This window comes from Segatella copri (genome assembly GCF_019249655.2).
Lineage (GTDB): Bacteria > Bacteroidota > Bacteroidia > Bacteroidales > Bacteroidaceae > Prevotella.
In genome coordinates, this window is record NZ_CP137557.1 from 3106369 (window position 1) to 3119186 (window position 12818).

The window sequence follows — 12818 nt, forward strand, 5'->3', positions numbered from 1 at the left end:
AAGAACATATAAAACAACAGAAAACAAGATACAATGAAAAGTTTAATCAAAGGCAATATTGCAGCATTCCTACTAGTGCTGAGCAGCAGTCCGTTGTCAGCCCAGACATATAATCATGAGTCAGCCATCATGAACCAGTTTACGGTGATGGAGATTGGAGCCGGGAGCCTTACTCCTAGAGAATATTATAATCTCACGCATAAAAACTACCAGAAGTCAGCCACCCTTACCAACAAGCAGAGTTTCCGTACCAAGACGCAGCAGAATATGATGAAGGAAATCTCCCTTGCAGAAAATGTAGATTCAGTCTTGTCCAGAAGAGCTAAGGTCGAAGCACTGAATATCGCCAACCGTACTCCAGGAGCTGCCGATGTGGCCTGGCAGATGGAAAAGGGAAAGATAGAAGGAGCCATGAGCAACTTCCAGCAGAACATCAACAAGATAACCCTATATGGTGGAACTTCTGACGATTACAAAGACTGGAGTAATGTGTATCATAGTCTCGCTTTTGCTATCAAGGTAACAAGAGAGTCCTATATGGATCTGGGAAGCAGAAAGCGAGAATATCTTACCATCTACCGTGACATCGTAAAAAAGAACCTTACTCTGACTAAACAGCTTCGCACATTGAAAGCTGTAAAGACAATGAAGGAAGTCAGCAGTAAGGCAACGAAGGTAGACCGGGTAACGAGTAATGCTACGGTAGCCACAGATGCCTTGGGAAGGTGGCAACATTCACTAGCCGTAAACGGTTTCCATAAAAAGAACTAGACTCCCTATATATAATAAGGTGTAAGCCCCTTGTATGATAAGAGCCTTATGAAGACAACGGCAAGAAGTGATAGCTTTTGCAATTGTTAATTTCAAAGGTATATCATATTCATACAGGGTATTTATGAAAATTGCATTATTTTTGCGCAAAAATAAAAAACAACAGGAAATGGCATTTAGTACATTATTTTTGGATTCTGCAAGTGGTGGAACACTTGGCGGAATAAAAGATATGGTAAGCGATCTTTCGCAAACCATTGGCGTTGATTTGTTTGAGGAAGACATTGACAACGTGGTCTTCCAGACAAATGAGTTTCTGTGTAACCAGGATTTTATAGGTTCAGACGGTCCCTTCTGGTGGATCTTGCAGATGAGCATGGCTTTGGGCGCACTCTTCAGTATCGTCGTAGCAGGAGGTATCGCCTATAAGATGATGGTAAAGAACGAGCCTATCGATGTTTTAAAAATCATGAAGATCCTGGGTATAGCTCTGGTGATGTGTCTCTGGTACCCACCTAGCAAGAGTGGTATCGGAGCCGGTTCCAATGCATGTATCTTGGATGCCCTCGCCTACATACCTAACTGTATCGGTTCCTACACGCACGACCTCTATGAAGCCGAGGCAGTACAGGTGAGCGACAAATACAATGAGCTGTTGCCGCTGATACACAAGCGTGATTCCGTGTGTGGAGATGTGAAAGAAAATCTGGATGCAGCAGCCACGAACATCGCAAATAGCCAAAGTAAGGAAACACTTGCAGAAAGTGCAGGAACTGCTGATGCGGTAGAGGTAGCCAAACAGGCAGCAAAGGCTGAAAACAATTCCACCTTTGTGGGACTGATGATAGGACTGGACAAAATAGTTATGTTCCTCTCCCTGGTCATCTTCCGAATAGGCTGGTGGAGTACCATCTTCTGCCAACAGATTCTGCTGGGCATGCTCACGATATTCGGACCGATTCAGTGGGCTTTCAGTGTTTTGCCTAAATGGGAAGGAGTCTGGTCAAAATGGATTACCCGATATCTTACGGTACATTTCTATGGAGCCATGCTCTACTTCGTAGGCTTCTATGTCCTATTACTGTTTGATATCGTATTGAGCGTACAGGTAGAAAACCTGACGGCTATCACCCAGAGTGAAGGGTCAGCTTCAGCCTATATCCAGAACGCCTTTATGACCTGTGGCTATTTGCTGGCAGCTTCAGTGGTAGCCTTAAAGTGTCTCAACCTCGTTCCAGACCTTGCAGCCTGGATGATACCGGAAGGCGATACAGCGTTCTCAACCCGTAACTTCGGTGAGGGTGTTTCCTCAGAGGTGAAGAGAGGCGCATCATCCGTTATGAATTTTAAAATCGTATAGATATGGCAGTATTAAAGAATGTAGAGAATAAGATCAAACTTGTGATGGTAGTGAGCAGCCTGTTTCTGATAGGCTGCATCATCGTGAGTTTAGGCAGTTTCTTCATTGCAAGGGGCATGGTTGACGATGCCCATAAGAAAGTGTATGTGTTGGACGGCAACGTCCCCATCCTGGTGAAACAAACCACGATGGATGAAACCTTCGACGTAGAGGCAAAGAGTGATATAGAAATGTTCCACCAGTTCTTCTTCACTCTCGCACCGGATGACAAGTATATCCAATATACGATGCGCAAGGCAATGTATCTCGTTGACGAGACCGGTCTGGCACAGTATAATGCTTTGAAAGAAAAGGGCTTCTATAACAACATCATCGGTACGAGTACCATCTGCAGCATCTATTGTGACAGCATCAAGCTGAATACCGACTCCCTCACCTTCGTCTACTACGGCAGACAGCGAATAGAGCGCAGAACCAGCATTCTGATGCGCCAACTTGTAACGGCAGGAAACTTGAAGAGAGTACCAAGAACAGAGAACAACCCTCATGGAATCCTCATCACCAACTGGCGAACCTTGAAAAACAAGGATCTGGAAGAAACCAAGAAGTCAGATTATTAATACATACACCTATATATAATATGGATATAAAGAAAATACTTGCGGGAGAAAAAATGCCGGATAAGAATGATCCTCGTTATAAGGAGCAATATGAGCGAGAGGTAGAAGCCGGCAGGAAATTTGCCAACAAAACCAAGCTCACGCTCCTGGTAATGAAAATTCAATCCTGGGCAAATGTCCATCGAGTAGGATTTCTGGTGATTGTCTTCGGATTTGTCATCAGTCTTTTCGCCCTTAACATCATCAACATGATCAGATATTATAAGGCAAGCCAGAACGTACCACACCGTACAGCTGTAGAGCAGGTGGACCAGGCTTTGCACCAGCAGCGTGAACTTAAAAAAGCGAGATAACTATGGATATAAAGAAAATTAACTTCAAGCAGCCCAAGTATCTGTTGCCGGCTATCATCTATCTGCCACTTCTGTTTGTTGGTTATTTCATCATTGACATGTTCAACGTTGAAGTCTCAGATACTACCAACAAGAAGTTGAAGACAACGGATTATCTGTCGAGTGAGTTGCCGGAGGCATATACCGATAGCATCCTGGGAGACAAGATGACCAATACGGAAAATCAGTTTGGTAGAATCTCAGACCTTTCCGGAGTGCAGAATGTAGAGAACGACAATGACTCTGTCAATCAGAAAAAGGATTTTGAATCTAAGTACAGCGAGGATGAAGCCAGGAAAGTTCGCATGCAGCAAGCCGAGGAAAAGCGAAAACTTGCAGAAATGCAAGAACGTGTGAGAGCCAACCGCAGCGATGCCAACAAGGACGATTTCGTAGATCCTCTGAAAGACTCTGAAATCGCTTCTGCCCAACGCCGGAGAAGACAGAGAAGCTGGGAAGAGATGAATAAGACTCTCTCTGGTAGCGACAGCTATATGACAAGTAATGACGAAACAGTCTCAGAAGGTGGACCCCATGAAAATAGCAACATTGTAAGTGGAACTCCTTCCACTGGAAGTACAGCCTCTTACAACAGCCATTCAGATAATGCTTCTTATGACAACAGCAGAACCGCTGACAGTGAAGACGAACCAGAAAAAGTAGTGAAGAAGACCAAACAGGTATCAGAATACTTCAATACTTTAGGTGCAGCCGATGGCAAGAACAAACTCATTTCAGCCATCATTGATGAAGAGGTGAAAGCTGTAGATGGTAGCCGGGTGAGACTCCGTCTGCTGGACGATATAGAGATTGGAGACGAAACCATCAGGAAGGGAACCTATCTGTATGCCACCATGAGCGGCTTCGGCAAACAGCGTGTGCAGGGTAAGGTAGAAAGCATCTTCTATGATGAAGATATCATCAAGGTAAGCCTCAGTATTTATGATACCGATGGTATGGAGGGCTTGTATGTTCCACTGAGCAGTTTCAGGGAAGCCACCAAGGATATAGCCAGTTCAGCCATGCAGGGCGGTTCCATGCTTGACAATTCAACCACGTCATCTTCCGGTATTCGCAGCTGGGCAAACCAGGCTGCCCAGAATGCCACCCAGAAGGTCATGAACGCCTTCGGTACTGCCGTGAAGAAGAATAAGGTACGATTGAAGTATGGCACTAAGGTTTATCTTATGGATGAAAGCCAGAAAGACAAAGAGAAAAGAAAGTAAAACAAAAAGAAAGTAACAATATGAAGAATATAAAAAAGAGAGCCTTTACACTGTTTTTCATGTGTTTGGGTGTAGCTTTAGGAACATTTGCCCAAAAGGGCTTCAACAATATGGAACAGCTCACCATCAATGAGCATGTTTCCACCGTTATTACAGCATCAGAACCCATCCGTCTGGTGGATATCTCAACCGACAGTATTGTGGGCGACAAGCCGTTGGATAATGTCATCCGCCTCAAACCGGTTACAGGTAATCATAAGGATGGCGAAGTGATGGGTATCGTTACCATTATCACGGAGCGTTACAGAGTACAGTATGCCCTACTCTATACCAGCAGGATAGAAGAGGCGGTTACCGATAAGGAAGTGGAGCTTATCGAGCGCAATGCCTTCCACAATCCCGATGTAAGTATGTCAACGGTAGATATGGTAAGCTATGCCATGAAGGTATGGCAAAGTTCTGCCAAGTACAGAAGTACCTTCACCACCCACAACAAGATGACTATGCGACTGAACAACATCTATGTGGTAGGAGAATATTTCTTCATCGACTTCTCGGTATCAAACAAGACCAATCTTCCTTTCGATATTGACGAGTTGAGAGTGAAGCTCCAGGACAAGAAACAGCAGAAGGCTACCAACATCCAGACCATCGAGTTGAAACCTGCCCTGGTACTGGACCGTTCCGTAAGGTTCAAGAGCGGCTATCGGAACATCATCGTTCTGAAGAAGATGACCTTCCCTAACGATAAGGTGCTCACCATCGAGTTGTCGGAAAAGCAGATTTCCGGACGAACCATTTCCATGAACCTCGACTACGAGGATGTGTTGGCAGCAGATGCCTTCGATACACTTCTTCTCAGAGAACAATAAAGCAAAGAATATATGAAAAAGATACTATCTGTTATGTTCGCCCTATTCTCGGCAACAGCAATGTATGCCCAGAGTCATGGCAACCATTTGATGTTAGGTGTCGGTGGCAGCTACCCCCAGGGGGTAGAAACCACCCTCTCCTACGAACATGAAACCGACTATCACAATGCCTGGGAGTATTTCGGAACCATGTATCTGAAATATAAGAAAGACGAGGAAGCCGGTCATATCACCAGTGATTCCTTCTGGCGCAACTATCGTGCGTGGGCTGTGGGCTTTGCCTACAAGCCATGCGTGAACCGAGGCAGGAACCATCATGGAAACGTAAGAGTAGGTGTCAGCTGTGGTAGTGACCTCGATAAGGTGATTACCGCCGGTCATATTGGCTATGAGCACACCTATAATCTCTATAATGGTTGGAGTGTGTTCTTCCTAGTCAAGGAAGATATTGTCATAAGAGGCGAAGATACCTTCAGAACAGGTGCAGCCTTCGGTGTAAAAATCCCATTGTAAAAAGTAAGAACTATGAAATTAGTAATAAAAGGTATCACCCATCCGGTTCTGGGCATGGTACTGATGATGACCCTCATCACAATTCTCTGTACCTCGTGTGACAATCACGAACCCATTGACAGAAATATACATGTAGGCTATGTTCTCTGTAACGACCATAGCTGCATGGACACGGCTTCCTATTTCAACCAGACAAAAAGAAAGGCAGTAGGCGTTGTCTTTGCCGAGAAAACAGATGACCACCCTGCCCTGGCAGTCATGTTTGATGAACTCAATGAGGTGTTCTGTGATTCCGTGGGTATGGTAAATGGAACCAGTACAGATATAACATCATTCTGTGGTTTCAAGAATACCGTAGCCATGTATAACAGCTACAGCGCAGAAACAGGCAAGGGTTCTCCTTTAGCCATGGAAATGATCAACTTTCATGCCAATGGTCAGAGCGACTACCTTCCCAGTGTAGCCGAACAGCGTTTGCTTGCATCCTCAGCGAGAGTCATCAATCCAGTTCTGGAAAGACTGGGTGGCACACCTATAGCCTTGGAAGGAGACTGCTGGTATTGGACATCAACGGAAGTAGAGGATAATCCGGGAGTTCAAGCCTGGCTCTGTACCACAGATAATGGTAGGTTTCTCGCTACCAAAAAAACGCAGCGGCATAAAGCCAGAGCAATCGTAGAGATATATGATCCCGAGTAAACAAACTTAAAAATATAGAATTATGGCAACTTGGTCAGTATTATGTAAATCCCTTCTTAAAAATGCCGTAGAAGGCGGTAAAGCTGCAGCTCCTCATATTATGACGTTTTCCAAAATGGCATTTCCTTACGTTAAAAGTGGTGTTAAAGCAGTTGGCTCTGCCACTAAAAGTGGAGTAAAATTTGCAGTAGAGCATCCCAAATCTTCCGCAGCAATGACCGCAGTAGCTCTTCCTATTGTTGGTTATAAGAAAGGTCTTTTGACTTTTGCAAAGGAAAAAGCATTAGGAGAAGAAGGCACCAACAAGGGACTTGTTGATTCTGCCTCTACCCTTCTTCTCGGAAGTCATAAAGATGCTTATGGTAATGAAAAATCCGTAAGTGAAAAAACCGTTGACACCTTATTAGGCGAAGGTGCATATTCGTCTATTAAAACTGGGGTTGGCAATGTTGGTGCTGAAGGCGCAGATGTATATTATCACTTGAAGGACACAATAGGTAACGTTGGCACAGAAGGAGCCAATGTCTATAACCAACTGAAAGGTACGCTCGGTAACGTAGGTTCTGAAGCCGGAAATCTTTATTACGATGGAAAGGAATACGTAGGCGGTATGTTCAATGGCAATGGAATGGTAAATCATGGTAATGGTTATTATGACCCAACCACTGCCCAATATCCTAGCATGTCAGCAGTACAGGGCGTACAGGGGCAATCAGGAGTGGGCGGCGGTTTGATGAATAATCTCAATTCTGCCCTTGCTAACGTTACAGGTGGCAATATCAGTAAGATGAACCTTGCCAGTATGCTGTTGGCATCCTATATGATGTTCGGACGTTACGGATGGTTCAGTAAGATAGCAGGTCTAGCCTTGGGCGGTATGACCATGAAAAATGTAAACCTGCGTTCTGTTCATGTCCAGGAACAGCAGATGAACCGCCCAATGCAAGCTGCCGTAGCCCCTCAGGTAGCAGCAACACCTGCCCCTGAAGAAGACGCTTCCATGACCGTTCATCGTAGACGTTAATGTATTTCTCATAAAATCATGAGGTGAGGAGCTGTTTTCACCTCTTAAAATCAATAAAAATGAAACAGAATTATAAAGATATGCTTCTGGAAAGTGCCAGTGGTTATATGATGCCTTTCCCTCTGGAAGAAAAAGACAACATACAGGCTACCCTAGCCTTTGGCGAACAGAATCATCCCTTGACAGGAGAAAAGTTTTTCCACAAAGGAATTGATTTTCCTGCTAGTGATAAATCTCTCTATGCCATTGCCACAGGTATCATCATCGGTGCCGGACAGGATGCGGTTTACGACAACTATATTGTAGCCAAATACGGCAAGTATGAAATTACCTACGGTCACATAGCAGAAGCCTATACCCCTTACGGAACCCAGGTTGTTGCTGGTCAGGAAATCGCAAAGAGCGGACGATTCCTTCATATAGGGGTACGCTTTGATGATGCAGAGATCGATCCTGCCGAGTTTCTGAGTATGATATGGGCGAACATCGAACAGCTGGCAGCCATGGGAATCAGTCAATTGCCATCCATGGAAACACTGGGAGACAAGAAAGTAGAAAACAGTTTTGAACAAGACAAAGATGCCCTATTAATGATGATGCTCCGATGGCTTCCAAGCTATTGGAATGACCTCGTGAGCGGAGCATATACCTCTTCCAAAAGGGCAGATATGTCTTTACGCAACATATTCCGTCAGGCAGCCGAGAAGAATTACTTTTTTGAAAGCATGCCTTCAATAGGTAATCCTCTCGGACTCTCCGGAAGAAGCAGCATCCTTGCCGGTAAGGTGCAGGATGTCTTGATAGATGATTTCCTCAGCTATATGGCTTTGAATCATAACATCTATCTTCCTACCTGGGATGAAACTCAAAAAAAAAAACTTTTTGATGAAATTGCCAACGACGGAAAAACCATAGACCCTCTGCTTGACTTACAGATAGACGTACAGAGTTATGATATAGACAGGGAAGCTTCTGTGTATTTTGACAATTCTGGTACGAGATGCTGGACGAAAGCCTGGTTTAATGGTAGAGAAAAGGGAGAGAAAGCTATTGAAATTACACGCCAGCTGGCTTTAAAGTTCATCGAAGACCAGATTGGTCTTAATGAATGGCTTTCCCGGTATTATCCGAAACAGATGTCTGTTTACTATAAAGCCATAGAACAGGCTCGTCAGCAGATTTTAGGTTTTTAAAAACAGAATTATGGCAAAAGTAAATAACTATCAACCCTTCTCGCAGGTTGACTATTGCATCAGCCAGTATTACAGTAAATACATGGCTTCTACTCTGGTTCAAGAGAAAAAGAGAATAGAGAAAAACCAGACAAAGGAGTTCATGGAAGCCATAGACAAGGAGAGCGGCCGTTCCATTTGGGCACAGGCTGTTGACAGCAGACACGGTGTAACCCCAGCTTATCGTGCCAAAAAGCAAGTCGATGCCAATGGTAAATGGAATAAGATGTCTACAGACGATCTCATTGAAAGATGTAATCAGAGATGGAACAAAGACAAGAGATTGCAGAATGACTACAGTACATTCGTTTATGCTTTCTATGAGAATCTTGTGGTACAGAATGGCGGCAAGGAATCCAAGAAACTCTTTGAATATGCCCAGTCGTATGTGATGCACCGCTTTGAGATGCTTATGGTAGAGCAGCTGGCTAGGGAAAAGGTTCCGAGAAATACTGCAAGTTACATAGCGAGAAAAACTTTCTCAGACAGTCTGATAGCCTTTGTAATGCCTACCTGGGGATTAAAGAAAGGCGAATACGGTGAAAAGGTAGAAAACAAGGCAGAGGCGATGTACAACCCTTCTGTCTTATCTAAAGCTACCGGCTTTTTGGGTGCGAGTCTTATAGACACAGCTATGATGGGCGGTTTTGGCGGCGTTGCTTCCGGAAGTACGAAGGCTATAGCTAAAGCAGGATTTGGTGTAGGTTCAGATTTCGGTATCAGAGAATTTATTGGTCACAAATCATCCAAAGACTGGTCAAAAGAAGAATACGCCAAGGAGAGCAGTAAAGAAGTCTTTGGCGATGCAGATGCATTACAGAAGATACAGACAGGTTCTGCAAAGTATCGCAAGAGCGGTACTGAGTTCATTGACAACATCAACAGTGCATTAAGCAGAAAAATCAAGGTGGCTCCACTCTCAGTAAGTGACTCTGCCAAGAAAGCCAGCAACGCCCTGCTGGTTCAGCATAAGGGTAATTCTGCAAAGCTACTCAATACCATCAAGACCGATTTCTCCAAACAATGCATCGCCTATAAGGGTAACACTGAAATTCCCAGATGGATGTTGGCTAAAACAGCTAAACAGAACAGAGCCTTTGCTGCCACGTTCCATTCCCTTGCGATAGAAATGTCAAAGCAGGAGAAGGACTGGATCAAATGCGGTGGCAAGAAGATGTCTTTGAAAGAAGTAAGTCAACGAGCCTATGACTACGCCAGATCTGCTGACTATCTAGATAAGCATACCCCTTATCAGTCCCGAAAAGCAGCATCGGCAAAAGGGAAAGACCAGTGGGAAGTAGAAATGGAAAAGTTGAATGCTTCCATCAATGGTACAGTTCCTGAAAAGAAACACCGGCATTCATCCTCTCCTACTCCTACTCGTTCTTCAGCAAGTAGTACACGGCTTCCTTATGCTCAACAAAGCACACCAGCTTCGTCACAAACCATTCAGACACAACAGGCAGAATCCACTCAGCAAAACTCGCAGACAGGTAATAATAGTCAGCAATTTGCAGGATGGGGAAATATCCTGAAACAGATGGGACTGCATGATTTCAGTACTGTATCAAAGAATCTCGGCTATGTTCTTGCCATGCTTCCTGATATGCTTATCGGTATGTTTACAGGTAAAAACCCTAACATGAAGATGCAGGATAACCTGATGCCATTGGCTGCAATCGTAGGCAGTATGTTTATCAGAAACCCTCTGATAAAGATGCTGCTGATAGGTTTTGGTGGTGTCAACATCCTTAATAATGCCGGTCACGCATCCCTTAAGGAAGGTTTAAGTAGAAGCAGTTCGACTCTTAAAATGTATAAAAAATACGAAGATGAGAAGTTGAACCCACGTATTACAGATGTCACAATGAAAGGCGGTTCCATGATAGCAACCATTGATGGAAGCCCTTGCGTCATCAATATTTCAAACAGTGCTGCAGATGCCTATCAAAAAGGTGTAATACCACTAAATACCCTGGCAAATGCAGTACTAAAAAAGTATGATGAGAATCAGTCTTTGGCATCCCACAAGTACGAACAGATTAACAGACAGGAAAATTCCGTTCCACAACAAATAGGTATTAAATAGTAGTAAAATGCCAACTTAAAGAGTTGATTGTTCCTCCCGGTTCGTGAGAATCGGGAGGATTTTGTTAACTGTTAGAAAACACAAAACCTTGATACATCACGTACCAAGGGTTGAACTTAAAATAATATATCAAAACTATCAACGATTTTCAGATACTCTTATTCTTCCTTGATCTTCCAATCGCTGATAGTCCGCTGGGTACTATCATAATTCACACCTACCTTGTACAATCGCTTGCCATCGGCTGAATATGGAATGAGATAACCCTTGTCATCAATCTGCTTCAAGGCTTCCTCGGCAGAGCCATCGTATTTCAATTCGAACACATAGATGGCTTCAGGCAGATGGAGCACGGCATCAGCTCTGCCTATGGCACTATCCTCCTCCACTTTGATAAGGGCACCCATCAGGTTGAATATCAGATAGAAGACGGTCTGAAAATCACGTTCATTCTTATTGCTTAAACGGTTTGAGATACTGGAGAGATAGGCCTTCAGGCGGACCATTGCCTGTTCTATTTCTCCTTCATAAACCAGTTCCACAAATTCATTCACCAGTCCGTTATTATCTACAGAAACCGGCGAAAGATAATTGGGCGCAAGACTCTTCAGCATACCAATCTTCACCTCCTGGTTAGGATAGCCCAGCTTATAACTCTTGGTAAACGGTTTGTATTGCTTGATGGTAAGATAACCACTCTGATAGAGCAGAGGCAAAGCAGAGGTCATCTGCTCGGGCGACACATCAAAATCGTCAACACTCACGCTCTTCTGTTCGATGTTAGTCACATTTACATGAAACTTCTGCAAACTCTTAATGAGATAGCTTGGCGTACCGGAGCTAAACCAATAGGCGTCAATCTTCTGCCCCGACAAAGCCCTTATCAGGCTAAACGGATTGAACACATCTTCAGAATGTTCACTGAAATGATAGCCATCATAATATTGGCGCAATTCTTCTAGACATTCCTCGTAAGATACACCTAAAGCCTCCCCCAATGCTTCCACATCAGGTTTCATAGCTGTGGTCAGTTCTGTCTTGCTGATACCACAAATTGCAGAGTACTGGTCAAACATGCTGATATTGTCGAGGTTGTTGAGTTCGCTGAAGATGCTGAGCTGTGAAAACTTAGTAATTCCCGTGATGAAAATGAACTCCAGATATGGGTCGAGTTTTTTTAAAGGACTATAGAAGTTCTGCATGATAAGACGCAACTGCTTGAGTTCATCCTTCTCATGCACCACATCCAGCAATGGGGCATCATATTCATCAATGATAACCACCACCTTTTCGCCAGTTTGCTTGTAAGCTCGCCTTACGATTCCATCCAATCTTTCGTTAGGATAATTTTCACCTTCACCTTTACCATAAAGCTCTTCATAGGGTAAAAGCTGCAGATTCAGATAACTGTTCAAGGCATCAGCATCAAAGTGCTTGGCACCGCTCAGGTCGAAATGTAACACAGGATGCTTCACCCAATCTTTCTCATAATCAGCAATGGCCAATCCCTCGAAAAGTTCCTTTCTTCCCTCAAAATAAGCCTGAAGGGTAGAAGCAAAGAGCGACTTTCCGAATCGCCTTGGACGACTCAGAAATATATACGACATTTTCTTTTCCCTGAAATCCACAATGTATTGGGTCTTATCTATATAGAGATAGCCATTCTCGCGGATTTTTTCAAAGGTCTGTATTCCTACAGGATATTTATTTACTATTTTTGCCATATTCTACGCACTTTACGTTTTGCGCTGCTAAGGTACGAAGAAAATCTGAATATACCAAGTTTTCTCCCTATTTTTTCCTGCAACATTCCCGTTGCAAGTAAAATCATAGCTTTTATTCGTATCTTTTTTTTAATTATATGGAAGGCTTTTGGGTCTTCAGCCCGTTCTTGAACCACATGTGAAAGTTCAAGACTTAACACTTTCTTTTGAATTTAGACGAAAGGAGTCAGATACTTACGCAGTGCAAAGATACGAATAATATTGAAAATACGCAAATTTATTTCCATGAAATATAC

The 12818-nt window shown here is 43.6% G+C and carries 12 protein-coding genes and 1 pseudogene; 12 read left to right on the plus strand and 1 reads right to left on the minus strand.

The genetic code is table 11. The features are described 5' to 3' along the window. Positions 1 to 33: 33 nt before the first annotated feature. The 12 genes and pseudogenes from KUA49_RS12790 to KUA49_RS12845 all read left to right on the plus strand — a co-directional run bounded on the left by KUA49_RS12790 (position 34) and on the right by KUA49_RS12845 (position 10798). Complete coding sequence (locus KUA49_RS12790; RefSeq protein ID WP_218411624.1) at positions 34 to 771, plus strand: DUF5045 domain-containing protein; 738 nt, start codon at positions 34 to 36, stop codon at positions 769 to 771. Positions 772 to 1003: 232 nt separating this feature from the next. Continuing rightward, positions 1004 to 2131, plus strand: coding sequence for a hypothetical protein (locus tag KUA49_RS12795; RefSeq protein ID WP_119226801.1), 1128 nt, complete (start codon positions 1004 to 1006; stop codon positions 2129 to 2131). A gap of 2 nt (positions 2132 to 2133) precedes the next feature. Next, on the plus strand, positions 2134 to 2751 hold the full coding sequence (traK, locus tag KUA49_RS12800) for a conjugative transposon protein TraK (RefSeq protein WP_119226754.1): 618 nt from the start codon (positions 2134 to 2136) through the stop codon (positions 2749 to 2751). A 20-nt stretch (positions 2752 to 2771) separates the two neighbouring features. Next, positions 2772 to 3104 (plus strand): hypothetical protein, encoded by a 333-nt coding sequence (locus tag KUA49_RS12805; protein WP_119226755.1) that lies wholly within the window; start codon positions 2772 to 2774, stop codon positions 3102 to 3104. A 2-nt stretch (positions 3105 to 3106) separates the two neighbouring features. Beyond that, a complete protein-coding gene (gene traM / locus KUA49_RS12810; protein WP_218411623.1) occupies positions 3107 to 4369 on the plus strand; it encodes a conjugative transposon protein TraM in 1263 nt (420 codons plus the stop codon). A gap of 20 nt (positions 4370 to 4389) precedes the next feature. Then, a complete protein-coding gene (gene traN, locus KUA49_RS12815) occupies positions 4390 to 5241 on the plus strand; it encodes a conjugative transposon protein TraN (protein WP_218411622.1) in 852 nt (283 codons plus the stop codon). Positions 5242 to 5253: 12 nt separating this feature from the next. Next, a complete protein-coding gene (locus KUA49_RS12820; protein ID WP_218411621.1) occupies positions 5254 to 5754 on the plus strand; it encodes a hypothetical protein in 501 nt (166 codons plus the stop codon). Positions 5755 to 5766: 12 nt separating this feature from the next. Then, positions 5767 to 6453, plus strand: coding sequence for a DUF1566 domain-containing protein (locus KUA49_RS12825; RefSeq protein WP_218411620.1), 687 nt, complete (start codon positions 5767 to 5769; stop codon positions 6451 to 6453). A gap of 22 nt (positions 6454 to 6475) precedes the next feature. Further along, positions 6476 to 7477, plus strand: a complete 1002-nt coding sequence (locus tag KUA49_RS12830; protein ID WP_318331615.1) for a hypothetical protein — start codon at positions 6476 to 6478, stop codon at positions 7475 to 7477. Between the two features lie 110 nt (positions 7478 to 7587). Continuing rightward, positions 7588 to 7872 (plus strand): annotated as a pseudogene (locus KUA49_RS12835) (M23 family metallopeptidase); the annotation flags it as partial. 525 nt (positions 7873 to 8397) lie between these two features. Next, complete coding sequence (locus KUA49_RS12840) at positions 8398 to 8670, plus strand: hypothetical protein (RefSeq protein ID WP_119226759.1); 273 nt, start codon at positions 8398 to 8400, stop codon at positions 8668 to 8670. A 10-nt stretch (positions 8671 to 8680) separates the two neighbouring features. Beyond that, the gene (locus KUA49_RS12845; protein WP_218411618.1) at positions 8681 to 10798 is read left to right on the plus strand and encodes a hypothetical protein; all 2118 of its coding nucleotides are present in this window, start codon (positions 8681 to 8683) and stop codon (positions 10796 to 10798) included. Positions 10799 to 10956: 158 nt separating this feature from the next. On the opposite strand, the gene KUA49_RS12850 is transcribed toward KUA49_RS12845, so the two are convergent. Continuing rightward, positions 10957 to 12522 carry an ATP-binding protein gene (locus KUA49_RS12850; RefSeq protein ID WP_218411617.1) on the minus strand — a complete coding sequence of 522 codons (1566 nt, stop codon included), beginning with the start codon at positions 12520 to 12522 and terminating at the stop codon, positions 10957 to 10959. Positions 12523 to 12818 lie beyond the last annotated feature (296 nt).

Excerpts from the sequence above, each read along its gene's own strand:
- KUA49_RS12790 (WP_218411624.1), top strand. The coding sequence starts at position 34 with ATGAAAAGTTTAATCAAAGGCAATATTGCAGCATTCCTACTAGTGCTG.
- KUA49_RS12795 (WP_119226801.1), top strand. The coding sequence starts at position 1,004 with ATGGTAAGCGATCTTTCGCAAACCATTGGCGTTGATTTGTTTGAGGAA.
- traK (WP_119226754.1), top strand. The coding sequence starts at position 2,134 with ATGGCAGTATTAAAGAATGTAGAGAATAAGATCAAACTTGTGATGGTA.
- KUA49_RS12805 (WP_119226755.1), top strand. The coding sequence starts at position 2,772 with ATGGATATAAAGAAAATACTTGCGGGAGAAAAAATGCCGGATAAGAAT.
- traM (WP_218411623.1), top strand. The coding sequence starts at position 3,107 with ATGGATATAAAGAAAATTAACTTCAAGCAGCCCAAGTATCTGTTGCCG.
- traN (WP_218411622.1), top strand. The coding sequence starts at position 4,390 with ATGAAGAATATAAAAAAGAGAGCCTTTACACTGTTTTTCATGTGTTTG.
- KUA49_RS12820 (WP_218411621.1), top strand. The coding sequence starts at position 5,254 with ATGAAAAAGATACTATCTGTTATGTTCGCCCTATTCTCGGCAACAGCA.
- KUA49_RS12825 (WP_218411620.1), top strand. The coding sequence starts at position 5,767 with ATGAAATTAGTAATAAAAGGTATCACCCATCCGGTTCTGGGCATGGTA.
- KUA49_RS12830 (WP_318331615.1), top strand. The coding sequence starts at position 6,476 with ATGGCAACTTGGTCAGTATTATGTAAATCCCTTCTTAAAAATGCCGTA.
- KUA49_RS12845 (WP_218411618.1), top strand. The coding sequence starts at position 8,681 with ATGGCAAAAGTAAATAACTATCAACCCTTCTCGCAGGTTGACTATTGC.
- KUA49_RS12850 (WP_218411617.1), bottom strand. The coding sequence starts at position 12,522 with ATGGCAAAAATAGTAAATAAATATCCTGTAGGAATACAGACCTTTGAA.